The following is a 21,672-nucleotide window of genomic DNA, read 5'->3' as shown; positions in this document are numbered from 1 at the left end:
CGACGGCATCGCCGCCGCCGGGATAGCCGGGATGATGGGAGAGGCCGGCCTGACCAAAGGGGCATTCTCTCCGCATTTCGAGTCAAAGGACGCGCTTGTTCGCGAGGCGCTGGCGAGCGCGCTCGGCAACCAGCAGCATCGTCTTGACGAAGATCAGCTCATGGACCTGGACCTTGAAGGTGCGATTCGGGGGTACCTGAACCGCGCGCACCTCGAGGCCCCGGCGGACGGGTGCCCCTCCGCGGCGCTACTTCCCGAAATCGCTCGTCAGCCCCTGTCCATCAGGCAAGATTACGAGAAAGCGCTGCGAAACTACGTTGCGACGTTGGCCGCTCTGCTTCCCGGCGCAGATTCTGCAGCGAACCGTCACCGCGCGACCGCCATCTTCAGCCTCATGGTGGGCACCCTGCAGATCGCACGAGCCGTGCCCGACGCTGCCGAAGCGGAGCGGATCTTGGATAGCGGCATTGAGGCCGCGTTGCACTTGGCGCGAGCTCGATCGGGAACGGCCGCAAGCTCAGGTCGGAGGCGGTAGTAGGCCCAGATCACCGAGGTCGCCTTCTGGCCCGTCGTGTCGTTTCGCTGTCAAAGGGTAACTGCGTTGCTCCGCAAGCGGGAGAGGGAGCAGAGCATTCATGGCGGGGCAATTCGATCTCATCGCATCATGCTCTAGCCTAGCCCTTCGCGGCGGGTATGGGCGGCACCGGCAGAATGATTTCGGAAGCCACCTTCCAGTCCTTCCCGACGCGAAGCCAATTGATGATCATCAGAAACGGCTTGGGTGTTCCATCCTGCCCCGCATACGAGACCGTGATGTTCATCGGCACATAGGACTCGGCGACGTCGCGGGTCAGGCCGACAACCTTGAGCTTCGAATAATCTGGCTCGAGCACGACCGGACCGGAGCTGCCAATGTCATGCAGCTTCTGATCAATCGCCTCGTTGCCCCAATAACCGGCCCAGTTCCCCTCGGACTGGATCGCGCTCTTGGCCACCAGTAAGGTCGAGGGCGATTGCCAGAACATCTCATGCAGAGCCTTGAAATCGTGCTTGTTGGCCAATTCCATCAGCCTGCCGAACTTCGATTTTATCGCCCTGAGGGTCGCAGCATCCAGCGGCTCTTTCCTGACGGCGGGAGCAGACGTGACAGCCCCGGCGGAAAGAGTCCAGGCAGTGAGAGTGACGACAAGTGTCTTGTACATACAGGAATTTCCTTTCCAACGTCTGGCTCGCGTCATGACAACGCCCGTCGCATTCCGCATTTGGTATGAGTTACCCACTTCCGAACTCCGCGAAGAGCATAAGGTCGGTGCGGCCCACGCCGCTTTCTACAATGCGCTTTAAATCTGGGAAAAATTTTGCTGCCCTCGTCGCCTTGAAAAATTCGACAATGTCAGGCTGACCGATCGCCGACTTGAGCGTAACGGGTCGGCGCCGTTTCGAGCGCTGCGACGTCCTGGCCCGCGATATCGAGTTGACTCATGTTATTCTGCGGATACTTGGCATGAATGATCGAGTGGGGGACTGGTGTGGCGCAGCGACTGAAACCTTCCTGCAGGACGTCGCTGGCGCTTCTGCGGCTTTGACTGGTTTTCGCCATCGCGGTCCGATACGTTTTGCATGCTTTGAGCGACCTGCTCCCGGCGCGAAAACGCCGGGAGCGGTACTGTCACTTCGCTAGTGAGGCCTTCTCAATCACCTCGGCGACTTCCTTGGCATGAACGACGAGCGAAGCATGACTGCCGGCGACGTCCGTTATCTGGGCCTTCATCCTGTCGGCGAAAAACTTCTGGGCCTCGGGTGCGATCACTCTGTCCTTAGTGGTGATCACGTAGAACGTCGGCTTGTCCCGCCAAGCGACTGTATCGACCGGAGCCTCGAACGCCTTGTTGCTCAAGGGCAGCTGATGGTTCGCAAGGGATTCGGCAATCTTGAGGGGAAGGTCAGCCGCGACCGCCGAGGGAAACACCTTGGGATCGATGTAGAGGTTGCCCTTGTTGTCAGGATGTATCGCCCCGGCACCTTCGGTTGCAGGACCGCTTTCGGCGAGGGCCGCCAGAGATTGTCCGACGTCGGGCGCGAAAGCGGAGACGTAGACCAGCGCCGAAACCTTGGGATCGTTGCCGGCTTGCGTGATCACCACGCCGCCCCAGGAGTGGCCGACGAGAACGGTCTTGCCGTCCTGTTTCGCCAGCGCCTGTTTGGTGGCGTCGACGTCAGCGGCAAGGGACGTGAGCGGATTTTCGACGAGCGTGACGTTGTAGCCCTTCTTTGTGAGGATGTCGGCAACGGGCTGCCAACTCGTCTGGTCCACGAAAGCGCCATGCACGAGCACGATGTTGTGGGCTGCTTGCTTGGGCAGTTCGGCGGAATGGACGGAGCCGGCCAATGTCGTTCCGGCGAGGAGTACGCTGGCGGCTGAAACGAGGATATTTCGCATTGATTGTTCCTTGGCATGTCGGACGAACACAGTCCGGGGGAATGGACAGGCGTTTCCAACAAGGTCGCGGTTCTTCCATCTGCCGTTGGCGAAATGGTCGCCGCTCGTAACGTCGGCCCGCGCGACATGACGTATTCCGCGGACCTTTCGGACGGTAGGGATCAATCGTCCGGATGTTGTGTCCGATCGTCCACCGGTTTAATTTCGGCGGCATGGATATACTCGCCCAAGTGCTCGATCGCGTTCGTCTCGGCGGGACGCTGCTCTTTCACTTCGAGCTCGGCCATCCCTGGCGTCTTGAGTTGCCGGTGCGCCCCTACGCTCTGTTTCACTATCTCAGCCGGGGCCCAGCGACCCTCGCGCTCGGACATGGACAGGAAATCCAGATGACCGAGGGCGATTTTGTCGTCATCACGCGCGGACAGCCCCATGCGTTTTATTCGGATCGCCGGGCCAGGCCTTTGCGGATTATGGATATCGATCGATCGTCGCCACGTCTTGGCGTCGTTCGTCACGGCAGCCGTGCGAAGCCGCTCTCGACCATGATTTGCGGCAATTTCACGGTGTCACGGCCGCTGCTTGGCAGTGTGCTGGAGCTACTTCCGCCCGTGCTCCTCCTGAAGCCGACAGCGGACGGCGGTTGGCTTGAAGCAATCCTGCGCCGCATGGTCACCGAGTTCGCGCTCGAGCGTCCTGGCCAACGCGTCGCGCTTTCACGACTGACGGAAGTGCTGTTTGTCGAGGTGCTCCGAAGCTGGATCGCGTCTCTCAGTCCCGGACAAGGCGGCTGGCTCGGGGCCATATCTGACCCGCATATCGGGCCGGCGCTCAAGCTGATTCACGAAAACCCGGAGCTTCCGTGGACCCTGAGCGACCTTGGCCAGCGCGTTGGGCTCGGCCGCTCGGTATTTTCGGCGCGCTTTACCAAGCTCGTCGGCCAGTCCATGCACCGTTATGTGATCGAACGCCGGATGGCGGAAGCGGCGTTCCTGCTGGAAACCAGCGATGAGCCCATCGCACGTATCGCCAGTCGGGTTGGTTACGAAACAGCGGCGGCGTTTTCGAAGCTGTTCCATCGATATCACGGCCTATCACCTGGCCGGTACCGAACATCCCGACGCTCAAACGGCGGCGAAAGGCAAGGGGACGTTTAGGAAGCAGCAGTCGCCGATTAGCCTTGTAGCGGCCACCCCACGGCGGGACCGCTCATGTGAAGGGTTTCGGATGCCGAGCGCTTGAGAGGCTGCGCCCCGTATTCGGCGGCCGGCGTCCGAAAGCCTTCACATGAGCAGAACAGCGGCAGCCCGCGAAGAGCCGGCGGTTGTTGCCGGCGGCGTCCTATGACACCATCCAGGTGTCCCGTTCTCATGACTTCCAGATGCCTATGCCACGCCGGAAATACGCTTGGGAAAAGCTATCGGACGAACAATTGCTCAAGCGGCGCCTCAGCAGTCTGAGGGTTGCGATCGAAGACACCTGGCTCGAGGATTGTCTCGACGCACTCTATGAAGAGCTCGAAGAACGTGGCATCCGGCTGCGGCCGCACGCATGGATATCGAGCGAATGGTTTAGTCCGGCAAATGTGCCCGGCATTGCCATCCCATTCTATCTCACCCATCCCCGCCTGATGAAGCTCGAGAAGAAAATGATGCTCGACATCGAGGGCGGCACCTGGTCCGAGTGCATGGCCATTCTCCGGCATGAGGCAGGCCATGCCGTGCAGCATGCCTACCAGCTGCACCGCCGTCGGCGTTGGCAGAAGCTGTTCGGCCCGTCCTCGAAACACTACCCACGCTACTACCGGCCCAATCCGGCCAGCCGGAGCTATGTCCAGCATCTTAGGCTCTGGTACGCGCAGAGCCATCCGGACGAGGATTTCGCCGAAACCTTCGCTGTGTGGCTGCGGCCGCGATCAAACTGGCGGACGCGCTATGCCGGTTGGCCCGCGCTGAAGAAGCTCGAATATGTCGACGAACTGATGGACGAAATCGCCGGGAAGCGGCCGCCAGTCACGACGCGGGAGCGCGTCGATCCGCTGCATGAGCTCAGCCAGACGCTTGGCGAGCACTACCGGAAAAAGCAGGCGTTCTACGCCTTCAAGCCACCGAAGACTTACGACCGCGACCTCTCCCGGCTCTTTTCCGCCGATCCACGGCATCGCCGGAAGCAGCCGGCCGCGGCGTTCATCAGACGGCACCGCGCTCAGATCAGGCGACTGGTCGCGCGGTGGACCGGCGAGAATCAACTTACGCTCGATGCCGTGCTTGATGATATGATCTCCCGCTGCCGCGAGCTCAACCTGCGTGCCGTCGGCCCTGAACAGAAGCTTGTGACCAACTTCACCATCCTGCTGACGGCCAAGACCATGCACGCGCTGTTCGGCCCGTCGCGACGCAAATGGATTGCGCTATGAGACGCCTTCGCGTTCTGGTGCTCATGCATCCGGACTTCGTGCCTCCCGACTCGACCGACGGATACACTGCGCGGCAAATCAATGAATGGAAAACGGAATACGATGTCGTGAGCACCTTGCGCGCGGGCGGCCATGAGGTTCGCCCGCTCGGCGTGCAAGAGGAAATCAAGCCGGTCCGCGACGAAATCGAAAGTTTCAAGCCACATGTGGTCTTCACGTTGCTTGAGGAATTTCACTATGAGGCGGTGTATGACCAACACATCGCAAGCTACCTCGAGCTGATGCGGATTCCCTATACCGGGTGTAACCCGCGCGGCCTGATCTTGGCGCGCGGCAAGGATTTGTCCAAGACGCTGGTGCACCATCGTCGGGTCGCGGTACCGGCCTTTGCCGTGTTTCCGATGCGCCACAAGGTCAAGCGGCCGGCGCGTCTTGCGCTGCCGCTCATCGTCAAGAGCCTGAACCTGGATGGATCCTTTGGCATCTCGCAGGCATCCATCGTCGATACGGACGAGAAGCTCGCGGAGCGGGTAGCCTTCATTCACGAGCGGATCGGAACTGCCGCCATCGCCGAGCAGTATATCGAGGGGCGGGAGCTCTATGTCGGTGTGATCGGCAACAACCGTCTGCGGGTTCTGCCGGTCTGGGAATTGAAATTTGGCAGCATGGGCGGTCACGGCGCACGGCGCATAGCCACCGAAAAAGCCAAGCACGATCCCAGCTATCAAGAACGCGTCGGAATTGTCGATGGACCGGCAAAGGACCTTGCGCCGGAAGTATCCACCCGCATTCAACGAACCGCGAAACGCATCTACCGAACGCTGGGGCTCGATGGGTATGCGCGCATCGACTTCCGCCTCTCCGCCGACGGCACCCCGTATTTCATCGAAGCAAATCCCAATCCCGAAATCGCGAAGAGCCAGGAGTTCGCTACAGCGGCTCTGCATGACGGGATCGATTACCCGGATCTACTGCATCGCATCCTGGCTCTCGGAATGAGCCGTGCAAAGGCAGGCGTATCCGCAGGCTGAAGGGCCGGCAGCCTTTTTGGAGCAAAGCGGACATCAAATGGTAGGCAGAGCCTTGCGGAATGGGTCGAAAATGCCCCCGACGTCGACCAGCCGTCAGCTGCGCAATCGTTCGCGAGGCAATCCCGGGGAAGGCGATGTGACGTTTTGTACAGCCCCTGCGTGTGTTTGAAACTGATAGTATAGGCAGCGGCAGGCTCACCTCATTGCCCATTGCGGATGCGGCTCCCTGCCCATGGCCAGACCCGCCGTTCGGCGCGGCCCTCGAATTTTGCTTGTTTTGAATCCTGCGCCTTGGTCGCGCACATTGGCCAGCGGGGACTCGAACGCGAACCAACGGATTAAGGAGCGAAATCCGACTCCTACAGTCACACCTTAACGTCGAGAAACGCGGATTTAAACTACTGCTCACCAAGCAAAACCGAAGGAGACAGGTCTCACAACACCAGGAGAGTCATATGCAACCGAGAGCGCTCCTCTCGAAACACATCGGCCTCGTATCGGTAGCAGCCATGTTCTTCGCCGCGAGTCCGTCATTCGCGCAGCAGAAAGGCGCATCCTCTTCCGAGATGCAAACGAGGGAGGTGCAAATTAATGGCCTTACACTGCATTACATTGAACTCGGGCAAGGAACTCCAGTGGTGTTGGTGCACGGCACACTGGAGGATTACCGCACATGGGATGGACAGCTTGAAGCGTTCTCGAAGGGATATCGACTAATCTCGTACAGTCGTCGGTATCACTATCCAAACGAGTGGCCCAAAGATTCAATAGATTTTTCTGTCCCCGTACATGCAAGAGACCTGATTGCATTCATTGAGGCACTTAATCTACCCCCGGTTCATCTCATTGGTCATTCGTATGGGGCGTTTATTGCGTTCCTGGTCGCACGAGATCACCCGGAGGTCATTCGCAGTCTGACGCTGGGCGAACCGCCCGTGATGCCCTTACTAAGCACTACACCTGAAGGAGCTGCTCTTCTTACGACCTTTCTCACGACATCAATCGTGCCTTCGAGCGAAGCATTCAAGCAGGGGAATGACGAAGAAGGAGTGCGTCGATTTGTGAACGGCGTGTTGGGCGAGGGGTCGTACGAGAAACTCCCGCCTCCCGTTCGGAGGCGCCTCATGGACAATGCCCAAGGACTAAAAGGCGAGACCTCATCGCGAGACCTCCACCCGCCGACCACATGCGAGGATGTGCAGAAGGTAAAAGCGCCAACATTGCTCCTCGACGGGGAGTTCAGTCCTAAGATGTTCCATGTCGTCAACGACATGCTGGAGCACTGCTTACCGAGCGTCGAACGTGCAACGATTCCGGCGGCATCTCATCAGATGGAGGTTGAGAACGCCCAAGCTTTCAATGAGGCGGTGCTTGCATTCATTGCAAAGCACTGAACTGTCGTATCTCGTTCAAGATCGTTGATGCCGTTTTCCGGCAGCTCGAGGCGATCGCGCGCTTCAAATCTGCTGATCGGCTTGGTCGGCATTTACGGCGGCTGCGGAAGGGACACCGGACCAGGCGCCGAGCTAGCGCATGGCCGAGTGTGGACTGCTCAGGAGACATCGGGACGGGGCGACAAGCATCCAGGTCCAGTCTTTCCGCCCCGGGGAGACATGGTAGTCTTGACGTCGTCGGCCTGAAGAGCGCCATCGCGAGATCGGTCGAGAGCGACTATCCGAAACTCGACGCGCTCTACAAGGACATCCACGCCCACCCCGAGATCGCCTTTCAGGAGGAGAAGACGGCTGCCAAGCTGGCTGCCGAAATGCGGGCCCTGGGCTTCGAGGTGACGGAGCACGTCGGCAAGACCGGGCTGGTTGCGATCTACAAGAATGGCGACGGCCCTACAATTATGGTGCGCACCGAACTCGATGCGCTGCCGATGGAAGAGAAAACCGGCCTTGCTTACGCAAGCCATGACAAGACCGTCTGGCAAGGACGTGAAACATTCGTGGCCCATAGTTGCGGTCACGACATTCACATGGCGAGCTGGGTGGGAACGGCCAGGACGCTGGTTGGCCTGAAAGACCAGTGGCGCGGCACGCTGATGTTCATCGCCCAGCCGGCCGAAGAAATCGTGGCGGCCGCCAAGGCCATGCTGGCGGACGGCCTGTTCACGCGATTTCCGAAACCCGACTTCGGCTTTGCCTTGCATGCAAATGGCGCCGTCGCCCATGACACCGTGCTCTATCACGTGGGGTCGCTTCCTCGAATGCCGACGGCCTCCACGTCAAATTCCGCGGCCGCGGCGGGCACGGCGCGGCGCCTCAGGCAACCATCGACCCCGTGATGATGGCGGCGCGCTTTGTCGTCGATGTTCAGAGTGTGGTCAGCCGCGAAAAGGATCCGACCGAATTTGGCGTTGTCAGCATCGGTGCGATCCACGGCGGCACCGCGCCAAACATCATTCCCGACGATGTGGTGCTGACAGGCACCATCCGCAGCTTCAAGCCGGAGGTGCGCGCCAAGATGCTGGCGGGTATCGAGCGGACAGCGAAGGCGGTCGCCGCCATGTCGAACGCGCCGGAGCCGGAGATCAAGCTCACAGAGGGCACCAGGGCCGTGATCAATGATCCCGGCGTGGTTGCCAGGGCAGAGAAAGTGCTGAAAGCGGCGTTCGGCGACAAGTTCAGGCCGTCGCCGCCCGTCACGCCCAGCGAAGATTATTCGGAGTTCATCAATGCTGGCGTGCCTTCGATGTTCTTCAGAATCGGCGTCTACCAGCCGGAGCGCGTCGCTGCCGCCCGCGAGGGCGAAAGTCCGCAGCTGCCAGGCAACCACTCGCCCTTGTTCGCGCCGGTGCCGAAGCCGACCATCGAGACCGGGGTTCAGGCCATGACGCTCGCCGTGCTGAGCGTGTTCGACCGGCACGCGCCGGAAAAATGAGCGTCTACGGTGCCTGATGACGTCACCGGCACTGCTCTCGTCGGCGGCGACGGGTGATCGAATCGAATAGGACGCTATTGCTGCAATGCAAGAGTCTGGAGGTAGCGTAGCGTCACGTCACTTATGTCCAAGGATCTTCCGGTAAGGCCGTCGACAGGGGAGTCGAACGTGAACTTGGGCAACACCTCACAGCGCCCGGTCAAGTCCTGCTCCGACAGATGAGCGCGGCCTGCCCGTTTCTTGCGATCGGAAGGGACAGGCCGCCGTCAGAGGGGCGCTATTTCAGCGGCAGAAACAGGTCCGCCACCGTCTCATGCTCCGGCACCTCCGGGAAGAAGCTCAGCCGCTGGCAATAGATCGGGAAGTCGCGCGCTTCCTCGCCGCTGGCCGGAAGCCAGTCGCGATAAAGGTAGAGCGCGGCGGGCTCCAGATTGTCGGTGTTGCCGACGACGCGCAGCACCGCGCAGCGTCCGCCAGGGATCTCGCCGGCCTTGATCTGCTCGCCGTTCGCCTCGATCGGCTGGTCGGTCCCGACACAAAGGTCCACGCTGTAATCGGCGGGCGAGGCAGGACGCCGCTCGGAACGCCAGACATTGAAGGTCGGACTTGTCTTGGTGTGCAGGCCAGCGGCTGTGCGCCACGCGATGAACCGCTGGATGGTGGCGCTGAGCGTCGCCGGGTCGCCCCGATGCTCCATGATCGCCACCGGCGTTGGGGGCACATCGCGAATCGTCACGTCGTCAGTAGTGAAAGTCTGCTGCATGAGCTTGCTCCTCGCGTTGTCGAGAGGCCCGAAGGCCGCAAGCCACGGCTCCCAGTCGGGAGACTTCCGGAACGACGAGGGCGATTGCCCGAACCGTTGCCGAAAGGCGCGGGCGAAGGCGTCCGGCGCATCGTAACCGGCATCCATCGCTATGTCCGTGACGCTTTGGGCATCTCTGTAGGCCAGCCGGTATGAAGCGCGCTTCATGCGGGCGAGCTGGATATAGCGATGCACCGACAGCCCGAAGGTCGCCGTGAACTGCCGGTGGAAATGATATTTCGAGTAGGCTGCGATGCTGCTCAGCGCGTCCAGGTCCAGATCGTCGTCCAGATGCCGGTCGATGTGATCCAGCACCCGCTGCATCCGGGCATGGTAGTTTTGAAGCGCCGCCTTCATCGTTCTGTCCTCCGTGGCGGCACCAGCTAAGCGCACGCAGACATGACGCGCTCGACCGATCTTGCGGTTTTGTCACGGGTCGCAGAACGTCGCCAAGGACCGTTTACGGGCACGCCCAATCTATCGATGAACGGCGAAAGGGGGCTTCGGTTACCGAAGTTTGCTACAGCGTCACCACGATCTTGCCGAGGTGCTTGTTGGCTTCCATGTGCTCGAACGCCGTGCCGATCTCGTCGAACTTATAGACGCGATCGATCGGCAATTGCAGCTTGCGCGATTCCACCGCGCCCCAGATGTCCTTGCGGACCTCGTCGAAGATCTCGCGGATCTCCTCGATGGTGCGGGTGCGGAAGGTGACGCCGATATAGTGGATGCGGCGCGCGGCGTGCAGGTCGAAGTTGAAATCGGCATGGGTGCCGCCGAGCCGGCCGACATTGACGATGCGGCCCTTGACCTTGGTTGCGGCTAAGTTCTGGTTCGCAACCTTGCCGGAGACCTGGTCGACGATGAGGTCGACGCCGTCGCCGCCGGTCGCCTTCAGCACCAGGTCGACCCAGCCGGGATCGCTGGAATCGATCGCGAGATCGGCGCCGAAATCCGTCAGCCGGCTGCGCCGCATCGCGTCGGTCGAGGAGCCGATCACGAGTTTCGCGCCCTTGAGTTTTGCGATCTGCATCGCCATCAGGCCGACGCCGGAGCTGGCGCCCTGGATCAGCACGGTCTGTCCCGCCTGCAGCGCGCCATTGGTGACGACGGCGTTGTGCATGGTCGCGAGCGCGACGGGCAGGGTGGCGGCCTCGTCGAAATTCATGTTCGAGGGTGCGCGGAACAGCCGGCCGTGATCGGCAAGCGTGTATTCGGCAAAGGCCGCGGTGCCGGAGCCCATGATCTTGTCGCCGACCTTGACGCCTTTCGCGTCAGGTCCGAGCTCGGCGACCTCGCCGGCCCATTCCATGCCGAGCACGGTGCCGACGCCGCCCGCGCTGCCGTGGGCATGGCCCTTGGTCATGCCGAGATCGGCACGGTTGAGGCCGCAGGCGTGGACCTTGACCAGCACCTGCGTGCCCTTCGGCGTTGGCTTTGCGACGTCGGTGATCTCAGCGCCATTGGCGCCATAGACATAGGCTTTCATCGGCTCTTCTCTTTGGTTACACGCAGGACCGCTTCATTCGGCGGCCTGGCGCTGTGCCCCCGAAATCATGCCTTCGAGGCGACCGCGGATGATCGCCTCCGCGTCGCGGACGATGCGCGATACCAGTTCGGCGCAGGTCGGGATGTCGTGGATCAGGCCCTGCACCTGTCCGGCGGACCAGATGCCTTCGTCGGCATCGCCGGTGGCATAGACCATCTTGCCGCGGGCGCCGGCGACGAGCTCGCGCACGTCCTCGAATTTCGCGCCTTCCCTCTCCATCGCGACCACCTTGGTCGAGATCGCGTTCCTTGCGACCCGCGAGGTGTTGCGCATGGTGCGGAAGATCAGCTCGGTCTCGCGCTCGTCATTGGCGACGATGCGTTCCTTGACGAGCTGATGGATCGGGCTCTCCTTGGTGCACATGAACCGTGTGCCCATGTTGATGCCGTCGGCGCCGAGCGCCAGCGCAGCCGCGAGGCCGCGGCCGTCGCCGAAGCCGCCGGAGGCGATCATCGGGATCTTCACCTTGTCGGCAGCGCAGGGGATCAGGATCAGGCCGGGAGTGTCGTCCTCGCCGGGATGGCCGGCGCATTCGAAACCGTCGATCGAGATCGCATCCACGCCCATGCGCTCCGCCGACAATGCGTGGCGGACGCTGGTGCATTTGTGCAGGACCTTGATGCCGTGCTTCCTGAACTCGTCGACATGCTCCTGCGGCTTGTTGCCCGCGGTCTCGACGATCCTGATGCCGCTCTCGATGATGACCTGGCGGTATTCCGCATAAGGCGGCGGCTTGATCGCGGGCAGGATGGTCAGGTTCACGCCGAACGGCTTGTCGGTCATCTCGCGGCAGCGCGCGATTTCTTTGCGGAGATCATCCGGCGTCGGCTGGGTCAGTGCGGTGATCATGCCGAGCGCGCCGGCATTGGCGACGGCCGCGACGAGCTCCGCGCGTCCGACCCATTGCATGCCGCCCTGCACGATCGGGTGCTCGACGCCGAACATCTCGGTGAAGCGTGTCTTGATCATTGCTGCCCTCTGTTTCCGCTTGATTTTCCGCGACGCGGACGACCGCGCGCGTTTGTTCTTGGGAGTTTGGGCAGGAGGATGCCGTCACGTCAGGCAAAAGTCCACCGTGCACGGGCGGCGGTCCCATGCGGAAATGACGGGTGCGCAGGCGAAATTCGGTCCCGTCCGCGGCGACCTGCGATACCGCCTCGATCATGATCCGATCGGACGGAATCGGATCATGATCTCATCTCTTTGCTTGAGCATGATCTCCGCGCAAACGCTTCGCGTTTGTCGCGAGGGAAAACCGGTTTCCACTTTTCCGGATCGTGCTCTACTGGCGAAATTCGTTGGTGAGCTCGCCGATGCCGTCGATCGCCACAGTGACCGTGTTGACGGGCTCCTTCATGACGCCGACGCCGATCGATGTTCCGCAACAGATCAGATCGCCGGGCAGCAGCGTCATATCGTACGAGATCATGCTGACGAGTTGCCGCGCGCTGAAGATCATGTCGGAGATCGGATAATTCTGGCGTTCTTTTCCGTTGAGGATGGTGCGCACCACGAGCCTCGCAGGATCCAGGTCGGTGACGATGACGGGACCGAATGGTCCGTATCCGTCAATGCCCTTGGCACGGGCCCACTGAGCGAAAGTCGGATCGCGATTGAGGATGTCGTTGGCGGTGATGTCGTTGACGCAAGTGTAGCCGAAAATGAAATCATCGGCAGCCCCGACGGAGACGGCGCTGCAGGTCGTGCCGATGACGATGCCGAGTTCGCCTTCGTAGGTCGTCTTGCCGTCATAGGATGCGGGGCGCCTGACGACGGCGCCCGGCGCCGCCACGGTGGTCGGCGCCTTCAACAGATACAGCGGCTCCGGTGGTTCCGGCTGGTTCAGCTTGGCCGCGAGCGCGTGAAAATTGTTCCAGAGCGCGATGATCTTGCTCGGCACGGCCGGCGGCAGCAGTTCAACATCCCCCAGCGCCAGCATCTGTCCGTTCGGCGTGGCGATGCCAAACATCTCGCCGTCGTGCACGGAGATGCCCCGCGGTGAGAGCGTTCCGAAACCGGTCTTGCCGTCGTGGCGGAAGCGGATCCAGGCGGTCATGCAAGGGCCGGCGCGCTGGATCTGACTTCGGCAAAGCGGGCGGCTCCATCATAGAGGCCGGCGATCTTGGCGCGCTGGGCCACCAGCGCCAGCACGGTGTCGAGGGCAGGGGTCGGGATCCCGGTGATGCGGCCCATTTCCTGCACCACGGTGACCAGGGGATCGATCTCCATCGGCCGGCTGCGTTCGAGATCCTGCAGCATCGAGGTCTTGTGTGCGCCGACCTTGCGCGCGCCCTCGATGCGGCGCTCGACGTCGACGCGGAACTTGACGCCGAAGGTTTCGGCGATCGTCTGCGCCTCCAGCATGATCGCCTTCGACAGCGCACGCGTGGCGGGGTCGGAGCAGATCACGTCCAGCGTCGCATGGGTGAGGGCGCTGATCGGGTTGAGGCAGACATTGCCCCACAGTTTCAGCCAGATCTCGTCGCGGATGCGATCGAGGATCGGCGCCTGCATGCCCGCTTTGACGAACGCGTCGGAGAGACGCTGCACGTCCGCCGTGATCTCGCCGGAGGGTTCGCCGAGCGGAAAACGGTCGCCATAGACGTGGCGGATGACACCGGGCGCCTCGATCTCTGTGGCGGGATAGACGATGCAGCCGATCGCGCGCTCAGGGCCAAGCTCGCGCCACTGCCGGCCGCCGGGATCGATGCTCTCCAGCGTCGCGCCCTGATGGGCGCCGCCGTGCTTGTGGAAATACCAATAGGGAATGCCGTTGACCGCGGTGACGACGCGGGTGTGCGGCCCGAGCAGCGGCTGCATCTGCTCGAGCACGCCGGTGATCGAATGCGCCTTCAGGCAGACGATGACGAAATCCTGCGCGCCGAGCTCGGCCGGATTGTCGGTGCAGCGGGGATGCACGACGCGCTCCTCGTCGCCGATCAACAGCTTCAGCCCGTTCGCCCTCATGGCGGCGAGATGAGCGCCGCGTGCGACCAGGCTCACATCCACGCCTGCGCGCGCAAGCTGCACGCCGAGATAGCCGCCGATCGCGCCGGCGCCGTAAATGCAAATCTTCATGGGATGTTTCGAAAAGAGACGGGGTTGATGTTGCAGCGCTGGTCATGCGCCGGTGCCGAGTGCGTCTCAGGCCGGCGCGCTGACACAAAGGTGCTTTCAGGCCGGAATGGCTTCCCGCGCCATCGCCTGCTCGTCGAAGGCGGCCGCGATGTCGCGGATGCTGATGACGCCGATCAGGCTGTAATTGTCGATGACCGGGAGGTGGCGGATGTGGTGCCTGTTCATGAGATGGCGGACATGCTCGAGCGGATCGCGCGAGCCGCAGGACACGAGCTGCTGCACCGAGATGAAGTGCGACACGCGCATATTGGCACCCGCCGCGCCATGCTGGGCGATGGCGCGCACCACGTCGCGTTCGGTGAACATGCCCACCACGGTGTTGCCCTCGGTGTGGACGACGTCCTTGACCACAAGCGCGCTGATATTGCCCGAACGCATCAACTGCGCGGCGATCGCCACCGTCTCGTTCATGCGGATCGTTGCGACACGGGCAGCTTTCTTGCGCAGAATATCCCCGACTTGCATGGCAACCTCCTTGAGTTCGTTAACTGTTGCAAGTCTGGTATACATAATACCAATTGTCAACGAGGTTAGTACTCGCGGTCAATAAAAAATGTAGCGAAAACAGTAAGTAAGACTGACGTGTTTGTTCCGGTCGTCGAAAGCGCTCCGCTGCGCTATCTCCTTGTATTTTGTATGCCTTTGGTCTGAGCAAAAAGAAAAGGCGCAACGAAGTGCGCCTTTTCTGCTCGAAAGGGCTGCGATCAGGCTGTCGTGACGCGGCGCGCGGTCGCCTGTGCCGCCGCTGTCTCATTGCCCAGGATGAAGGCGCGTCGCATCGGCTTGATCACGAACAGCGCCATCAGCGCGCCCGTCGCGTTGAGAGCCACTCCGATCACGAACACGGCGTGCCAGCCGAAATTCTTGGCGACGATGCTGGCGAGCGGCACCAGCAGCGAGGCGGTGCCTTTCGCCGTGTACAGCATGCCGTTGTTGGTAGCGGCGTATTTCGAACCGAAGGTGTCGCCGCTGGTGGCGGGAAACAGGCTGTAGATCTCGCCGAACACACCGAAATAAACCGCGGTCGCGAGCACGAACACGATCGGATTGCTGCCGTAGGTCGAGAGCGCAAGCAGCATCAGCGCCGCCGTTCCGAACGCGATCAGCATCGTGTGCTCGCGGCCGATATTATCGGAGATCCAGCCGAACAGCGGACGCCCGAAGCCGTCGAAGATGCGATCGAGCGAGATCGCGAACGTCAGCGCCGCCATCTGGATGCCGGCGAGCGAGACCGGGGTCTTGGCGATATGGAAGTCGTCGGCGATCGGCGCGATCTGCGCCGCCGTCATCAGCCCGCCGGCGGCGATCATCACGAACACCAGATACATCACCCAGAAGATCGGGCTGCGCAGCACCTGCGGCGGGGTGAAATCGATCTTGGTCTGCGGCAGGTTGAGTTGCTTCTTCTTGACGGGGAGCGCGACGGAGGGCGGGCGGATGAAGAAGGCGAGCACGAACACGATCAGGCCTTGCCCGATGCCGAAGTCGAAGAAGGCTGTCTGGTAGCCGCTCGCGGCGATCATGCTCGCGATCGGCACCACGGTGATCGCGGCGCCCGCGCCGAAGCCGGCGGCCGTCGCGCCCGCGGCAAGCCCGCGCCGGTCCGGAAACCATTTCAGCGCGTTGCCGACGCAGGTGCCGTAGACCGCGCCGGCGCCCATGCCGCCGATCACCGCGGCGGCATAAAGCAGCGTCAGCGAATCCGCGTAGGAATTGAGGACCCAGGACAATGCGATCATCGCGCCGCCGAACATGATGACGATGCTCGGACCATATTTGTCGACGAACCAGGCTTCGATAGGAACGAGCCAGGTTTCGGTCAGCACGAAGATCGTGAAGGCGAGCTGGATGGCCGCGCGTCCCCAGTGGTGCGTCGCGTCGATGGGATCGACGAACAGCGTCCAGCCATATTGCAGGTTGGCGATCATCGCCATGCAAGCGATGCCCATGACGAGCTGAAGCCAGCGGAAGCCGCTGGATGAAGGTGCTAAGGATGCGGCGGCGTTGCTTAAAACCATCAAGTCCTCCCGAGCGCCCGCCTGCGTTTGCGACCTTCTGTCGCGAATTTGTGACTTATCGTCGCAGGCGTTCGGCGGATGTTGGTATACTATATCCCACAATGCAAGCCGAACTTGTGCTGCATTGCAATAAGCGCCAGACGGTTCGGCCATCCACAATGATTCGGAAAATCGGAAACAAAAAAGCGCCGGGCTGTGGGCCCGGCGCTTCGTGCAATTGCGTTGCGCGGATCTTACGCGGCGCTCGCCTTCTCCACCACGACCTTGCGCCATGGCTTGAGCACGATGATGGCGAGCAGCGATGCCAGGATGTTGGCGCCCGCGGCGATGATGAAGACGCTGTCCCAATTGCCCGCGGTCTGCTGCACATAGTTCGCAAGCGGCACCAGCAGCGCGGCCGTGCCCTTGGCGGTGTAGAGCAGGCCGGCATTGGTGGTCGCGAACTTCGTGCCGAAGGTGTCGGTGCAGGTGGACGGGAATAGCGAGTAGATCTCACCCCATGCGAAGAACACGAAGCCCGACAGGATTACGAACCAGATCGGATCGTGGCCCCACATGTAGAGCGCCCAGATGCCGATGCCCTCCATGCCGAAGGCGATGAACATCGTGTTCTCGCGGCCGATCATGTCGGAGATCCAGCCGAAGAACGGGCGCGTCAGGCCGTTGAGGACACGATCGATAGTCGCGGCGAAGGTCACGGCGGTCATCGTCACGCCGATCAGGGTCACCGGGACGCTGTCGATCTTCCAGTCCACGGCGATCGGCTTCAGGTTCGCCGTCACCATCAGGCCGCCGGCGCCGACGATCACGAACATGAAGTACATCAGCCAGAAGATCGGCTGCCGCAGCACTTCCGTCGGCTGATAGTTGCGCCGGCTCTGAACCAGATTGGCGTTCGCCACGACCATAGGGACCTGCCCGGCCTTCGGTGCGAGCAGGAAGAACGCGAGCACCACGATGATGATGCCCTGGCCGAGACCGAAATAGAGGAAGGTGGTCTGGAAGCCGGAGTCCTTGATCATCGCCTGGATCGGCGCAACCGTCAGCGCCGAGCCTGCGCCGAAGCCGGCGGCGGTGATGCCGGCCGCGAGACCGCGCTTGTCGGGAAACCATTTCAACGCGTTGCCGACGCAGGTGCCGTACACGCCGCCGGCGCCGATGCCCGCGATGATCATGCCGAGATAGTAGCCGTTGAGCGAGGTCGCCTGGGCATTGATGGCCCAGCCGATGGCGCAGAGGATGCCGCCGATCAGCACCACGAGGCGCGGGCCGTATTTGTCGACGAACCAGCCTTCGACCGGCACCAGCCATGTCTCGAACAAGACGAACAGGGTGAACGCCCACTGGATCGAGGCGCGATCCCAACCGAATTTTTTCTGGATGTCGGGGACGAAGAACGTCCAGCCGTATTGATAGTTGGCGATCATCACCATCGCCGCGACGCCGATCGCAAGTTGTGTCCAGCGAAAGGTGTCGCTGACACGCGCGGTGGCTGTCGGGGCCGTTGCCTGCACCATCTCAGTCATAGGTCCTCCCAAGGCGCGCCTCTGTTATCTTATGTCCCGAACGCGCCGCGGCATCTTGGTATCTAATATGCCAACATTCAAGCGCCGGTGCGCCCCGCGCGCAAATGTCGCAGGCGTGCGTAGAGTGAGAAGCTGACGTCAACTTAAACGGATCGACGCAAACATAAAGCGGCGATCGGCTGCGCAATTCCGCTCGACAAAGGCGGCAATCGTCTGCCGATTAAAATACTGGATTCATGCAGGAATCGGAGCCGATGATCCGCGGGTCGCCTGTTGAAAAGCGAGTTCGCTGCGTTCCGCAGGGGACCGGAGGATCCGCGAACTCGCGAGCGGGAGCTGGAGGACAAAGGTGCGGATAGCAGCGACCAGTCAGAACTGTGGCATTCCATATCCCAGCCTGACAAGGCCGAAATGGCGTGACGCCTCGCATGGGGAAAAGCGCCAGCCAAGGATCTGCGCGTCACGCGACTGCGGTGCGCAGCCGGCTGTAACCCTCCTGGATCGCGGACCAGAACAGGGCGACGAGCCCCAGAACCATAATGGTGCTGACCAACCCATTCGAGAAAAACACGCCCAGCGAACCTTGCGACCCCAGCAGTGATTGCCGGAATGCTTCCTCCGCTTTGTCGCCGAGCACGATGGCCAGCACCAAAGGGGCGAGAGGATAGTTGCACTTCTTCAGCAGATAGCCCAGCACGCCGAAGACCAGCATCAGCATGACGTCGAATGTGCTGTTGTGAACGGAGTAGGCGCCGATCGCGCAGAGCACCAGAATGAGCGGCGCGATGATGCTGAAGGGCACGCGAAGGATCGCGGCGAATATCGGCACGCAGGTGAGCACGACGAGGAGGCCGGCGAGATTGCCGAGATACATCGAGGCAATCAGGCCCCAGACGAATTCCTTCTGCTCGACAAACAGCATCGGGCCGGGCTGCAGGCCCCAGATCAACAGCCCGCCGAGCAGAACGGCGGCCGTCGGAGAGCCGGGCACGCCGAGCGACAACATCGGCAGCAATGCCGAGGTGCCGGCGGCATGAGCTGCCGTCTCCGGGGCGATCACGCCTTCGATTTCTCCCTTGCCGAAATTCTTGCCATTCCTCGCCAGCCGCTTGGCGATGCCGTAACTCATGAACGACGCCGGCGTGGCTCCCGCCGGCGTCACGCCCATCCAGCATCCGATCAGGCAGGAGCGCAACGACGTCATCCAATATGTCGGCAGTTCCTTCCAGGTTTGCAGCACGACCCGCAGGTTGATCTTCGCGTTGCCGCCGCGGAAGCTCAGTCCGTCCTCCATCGTCAAGAGGATCTCGCCGATGCCGAACAGGCCGATCACGGCGATCAGAAAATCGAACCCGTTGAGCAATTCCGTGATGCCGAACGTCAATCGCAACTGCCCCGTGATCGAATCGAGTCCGACGGCCGCAAGCGCAAAACCAATCATCATCGCGGCGATGGTCTTGAAGGGCGGCTCCTTGCTCAGGCCGACGAAGCTGCAGAACGCGAGAAAGTACACCGCGAATTTTTCCGCCGGACCAAATCGCAACGCGAAGCTTGCGACCAGCGGCGCAACCAGCGTGATCATGGCGACGGCGAACAGCGCGCCCACGAACGAGGAGGTGAAGGCCGCCGTCAACGCTTCGCCGGGCTTGCCCTGCTGCGCCATCGGATAGCCGTCAAAGGTCGTCGCCACCGACCAGGGTTCACCGGGTATGTTGAACAGGATCGAGGTGATCGCTCCGCCGAACAATGCGCCCCAGTAGATGCAGGAGAGCATGATGATCGCCGATGTCGGCGGCATGCTGAAGGTCAGCGGCAAGAGGATCGCAACGCCGTTCGCGCCGCCGAGCCCGGGAAGCACGCCAATGATGACGCCGAGCATGATGCCCACGACCATCAGCATCACATTGTAGGGCTGCAGGGCTACGGCGAAACCGTGAAAAAGATTGGCGAGTTCTTCCATTTCAATACGTCCTGCAACAGCGAACTGACCACGATACGGCGTCTATAGTCCGAGCCATTCCTCGACAGGACCCTTGGGAAGGGGCACCAGGAACCAGCGTTCGAAGACGAGATAGGTGGCGATGGGCATGCCGAGTGCCACGGCGACTGTGGGGAGCCATCGGTAGCCGCCAAGCCAGCGCATGAACCAGCCGATGAAAATGATTGAGGCGACATAGAGCCCGACAAAGGGCATTGAGCCGACATAGATCGCGGTGGGGACGACGACGCTCATCACCTGGCGAAGTTGTCCCCACTCCGCGAACAATCGGTCGTCATGGTCATGCAGCGCGCTCCAGAGATTGATGGCGCTCGCGGCGACGATGGACATGCCGATGTAGAAGGGAAAGAAGCCCGCACGCGGGCCTTCGGCGCCCCAATTGATGCCGGCCTTCAAGCTGCCGATGATCACGATGATGCCGAAGGCTGCAATCAGCAGTGCGACACCGGTTTCCACCGCCTTGTGTGACGGGCCGGCAGTGTCTGATCTAGGCGCAGTCATGGGGCCTCCAGGCTGAATCGCAATCGCCGCACTCGAAATCGCGAGGGCAGGCTCGTCCGTGCTTGGTTGATCTCGCCGGATCAATTCCCCGGGGCGAGAAAACCGGCCTCTTTCATCAATACCTCGTGGCGCTTCTGCTCCGTCTCGAGCCACTTGGAATAGTCGGCCCCGGTCAGGAAGGTGGTGTTGAATGCGCCGCTCTTCATGAAATCCTGCCACTCAGGCGTGGCGCGCACCTTCTTGAACAGTTCGACGTAATATTCGACCTGATCCTTGGTGGCTTTCGGCGGCATGAAGATGCCGCGCAACATCAGATATTCGATGTCGAGACCCTGCGACTTGCAGCTTGGAATATCTTTCCAGCTCTTGCCGTCGGCGATCGGCTCGTCGTAGCCCATGGGTTGGGCGTCGAAGACGCAGAGCGGACGGAGCTTGCCGCCGCGCCATTGCGCTACGGCTTCGATCGGATTGTTGACGGTCGAATCGACGTGGTTGCCGACAAGCTGAACGGCGACTTCGCCGCCGCCCTTGTAGGGAATGTAGGTGAACTTGGTATCGATCGCCTTCTCGAGCGCGACCGTAATAATCTGGTCCTCCTGCTTCGAGCCGGTCCCTCCCATCTTGAACGTGCCGGCCGGCGCCTTCTTTACGGCGTCAACATAGTCGCTGACCTTGTTGTAGGATTTCTCGGCATTCACCCAGAGCACGAATTCATCGAGCGCCAGCATCGCGACGGGAGTCATGTCCTTCCAGCTGAAGGGAATCCCCGTTGCCAGCGGCGTCGTGAAAAGGTTCGAGAGCGTGATGATGATCTTGTGGGGATTGTTCGATGACCCCTTCACGTCGAGGAAGCCTTCGCCTCCGGCGCCGCCAGCCTTGTTGATGACGACCATCGGCTGTTTCATCAGATTGTGCTTGGTGACGATACCCTGGATCGTGCGCGCCATCTGATCCGCGCCGCCGCCGGTGCCGGCGGGTACGATGAACTCGACCGGGCGAACCGGCTCCCAGGCGGCGGAGGTTTCGGTGCCGCTCGCGCACAACGCCGCGACGGCTGCCAATGCAACATGCAGAATGGAAAGCTTCATCTCGTGTCCTCCCTGTCGAATTTTGAACGCGCCGTTCTTTGTCGGCTTGCGATCAACCAATTCCGATCACGCGCGGGTCATGGGGCACCTTCCGGTGATCGATCACCCGTTGCGATCGTGCTGGCGATTGGAACTGTATGAGGGCTGTTCAGGCGCGGCATCCGCTTCTTTCGAACAATGCTCGATCCTCACGAGGGAACCATGGGAAGGACCGACCCGCCCTTGGGCCTCTTGCGCTGGTCTGACCGCCCCGGGGTGCACCGCCGGTTACGCGGGTGGCT

Annotated in this window: 19 protein-coding genes and 1 pseudogene; 7 read left to right on the top strand and 13 right to left on the bottom strand. The window is 61.6% G+C overall.

Features of this window, described 5'->3' with window-relative positions; translation table 11 throughout:
* A partial coding sequence (locus tag I6F35_RS11515) for a TetR/AcrR family transcriptional regulator (RefSeq protein WP_225117775.1) occupies window positions 1–535 on the top strand: 535 nt, incomplete at its 5' end.
* Between the two features lie 139 nt (window positions 536–674).
* Here the strand turns inward: I6F35_RS11515 and I6F35_RS11510 are convergent.
* Window positions 675–1,202, bottom strand: a complete 528-nt coding sequence (locus I6F35_RS11510; protein ID WP_225117787.1) for a hypothetical protein — start codon at window positions 1,200–1,202, stop codon at window positions 675–677.
* 467 nt (window positions 1,203–1,669) lie between these two features.
* Window positions 1,670–2,440, bottom strand: coding sequence for an alpha/beta hydrolase (locus tag I6F35_RS11505; RefSeq protein WP_225117774.1), 771 nt, complete (start codon window positions 2,438–2,440; stop codon window positions 1,670–1,672).
* A gap of 212 nt (window positions 2,441–2,652) precedes the next feature.
* Here I6F35_RS11505 and I6F35_RS11500 point away from each other — a divergent pair, with 212 nt between their 5' ends.
* From I6F35_RS11500 to I6F35_RS11475, 6 genes and pseudogenes are all read left to right on the top strand, one after another.
* On the top strand, window positions 2,653–3,594 hold the full coding sequence (locus I6F35_RS11500; protein WP_225117786.1) for an AraC family transcriptional regulator: 942 nt from the start codon (window positions 2,653–2,655) through the stop codon (window positions 3,592–3,594).
* Window positions 3,595–3,818: 224 nt separating this feature from the next.
* Complete coding sequence (locus tag I6F35_RS11495) at window positions 3,819–4,853, top strand: putative zinc-binding metallopeptidase (RefSeq protein WP_225117773.1); 1,035 nt, start codon at window positions 3,819–3,821, stop codon at window positions 4,851–4,853.
* A complete protein-coding gene (locus I6F35_RS11490; RefSeq protein WP_346283151.1) occupies window positions 4,850–5,884 on the top strand; it encodes an ATP-grasp domain-containing protein in 1,035 nt (344 codons plus the stop codon). Before I6F35_RS11495 ends, I6F35_RS11490 begins: the two co-directional genes overlap by 4 nt.
* A gap of 455 nt (window positions 5,885–6,339) precedes the next feature.
* Window positions 6,340–7,278 (top strand): alpha/beta hydrolase, encoded by a 939-nt coding sequence (locus I6F35_RS11485; RefSeq protein ID WP_225117772.1) that lies wholly within the window; start codon window positions 6,340–6,342, stop codon window positions 7,276–7,278.
* A 371-nt stretch (window positions 7,279–7,649) separates the two neighbouring features.
* The gene (locus I6F35_RS11480; protein ID WP_346283153.1) at window positions 7,650–8,174 is read left to right on the top strand and encodes a M20/M25/M40 family metallo-hydrolase; all 525 of its coding nucleotides are present in this window, start codon (window positions 7,650–7,652) and stop codon (window positions 8,172–8,174) included.
* Window positions 8,147–8,770, top strand: a pseudogene (locus I6F35_RS11475) (peptidase dimerization domain-containing protein); the annotation flags it as partial. The gene I6F35_RS11480 and the pseudogene I6F35_RS11475, both read left to right, overlap by 28 nt.
* Before the next feature lie 277 nt (window positions 8,771–9,047).
* On the opposite strand, the gene I6F35_RS11470 reads toward I6F35_RS11475, so the two are convergent.
* The 11 genes from I6F35_RS11470 to I6F35_RS11420 form a co-directional block, all read right to left on the bottom strand.
* Entirely contained in the window at window positions 9,048–9,929 is an 882-nt protein-coding gene (locus tag I6F35_RS11470) for an AraC family transcriptional regulator (RefSeq protein ID WP_225117771.1), read from the bottom strand.
* A 163-nt stretch (window positions 9,930–10,092) separates the two neighbouring features.
* Complete coding sequence (locus tag I6F35_RS11465; RefSeq protein WP_225117770.1) at window positions 10,093–11,061, bottom strand: zinc-binding dehydrogenase; 969 nt, start codon at window positions 11,059–11,061, stop codon at window positions 10,093–10,095.
* Between the two features lie 33 nt (window positions 11,062–11,094).
* On the bottom strand, window positions 11,095–12,090 hold the full coding sequence (locus I6F35_RS11460) for a nitronate monooxygenase family protein (protein WP_225117769.1): 996 nt from the start codon (window positions 12,088–12,090) through the stop codon (window positions 11,095–11,097).
* 313 nt (window positions 12,091–12,403) lie between these two features.
* A complete protein-coding gene (locus I6F35_RS11455; protein WP_225117768.1) occupies window positions 12,404–13,177 on the bottom strand; it encodes a fumarylacetoacetate hydrolase family protein in 774 nt (257 codons plus the stop codon).
* Window positions 13,174–14,199, bottom strand: coding sequence for a 2-dehydropantoate 2-reductase (locus tag I6F35_RS11450; protein ID WP_225117767.1), 1,026 nt, complete (start codon window positions 14,197–14,199; stop codon window positions 13,174–13,176). Before I6F35_RS11450 ends, I6F35_RS11455 begins: the two co-directional genes overlap by 4 nt.
* Window positions 14,200–14,295: 96 nt before the next feature.
* Window positions 14,296–14,724, bottom strand: coding sequence for a CBS domain-containing protein (locus I6F35_RS11445; RefSeq protein ID WP_225117766.1), 429 nt, complete (start codon window positions 14,722–14,724; stop codon window positions 14,296–14,298).
* Between the two features lie 239 nt (window positions 14,725–14,963).
* Window positions 14,964–16,277 carry an oxalate/formate MFS antiporter gene (gene oxlT / locus I6F35_RS11440; RefSeq protein ID WP_225117765.1) on the bottom strand — a complete coding sequence of 438 codons (1,314 nt, stop codon included), beginning with the start codon at window positions 16,275–16,277 and terminating at the stop codon, window positions 14,964–14,966.
* 233 nt (window positions 16,278–16,510) lie between these two features.
* Window positions 16,511–17,803: an oxalate/formate MFS antiporter gene (gene oxlT, locus I6F35_RS11435; RefSeq protein WP_225117764.1), complete on the bottom strand. Its 1,293-nt coding sequence runs from the start codon at window positions 17,801–17,803 to the stop codon at window positions 16,511–16,513.
* Between the two features lie 460 nt (window positions 17,804–18,263).
* Window positions 18,264–19,763 (bottom strand): tripartite tricarboxylate transporter permease, encoded by a 1,500-nt coding sequence (locus I6F35_RS11430; RefSeq protein WP_225117763.1) that lies wholly within the window; start codon window positions 19,761–19,763, stop codon window positions 18,264–18,266.
* Window positions 19,764–19,805: 42 nt separating this feature from the next.
* On the bottom strand, window positions 19,806–20,303 hold the full coding sequence (locus tag I6F35_RS11425) for a tripartite tricarboxylate transporter TctB family protein (RefSeq protein ID WP_225117762.1): 498 nt from the start codon (window positions 20,301–20,303) through the stop codon (window positions 19,806–19,808).
* Between the two features lie 80 nt (window positions 20,304–20,383).
* Complete coding sequence (locus I6F35_RS11420; protein WP_225117761.1) at window positions 20,384–21,391, bottom strand: tripartite tricarboxylate transporter substrate-binding protein; 1,008 nt, start codon at window positions 21,389–21,391, stop codon at window positions 20,384–20,386.
* Between the last annotated feature and the right edge of the window lie 281 nt (window positions 21,392–21,672).

The sequence above is a fragment of the Bradyrhizobium sp. BRP22 genome (assembly GCF_020194175.1).
Taxonomy (GTDB): domain Bacteria; phylum Pseudomonadota; class Alphaproteobacteria; order Rhizobiales; family Xanthobacteraceae; genus Bradyrhizobium.
The sequence above is the reverse complement of the archived record's forward strand: the minus strand, read 5'-3'. Positions and strand labels throughout refer to the sequence as shown.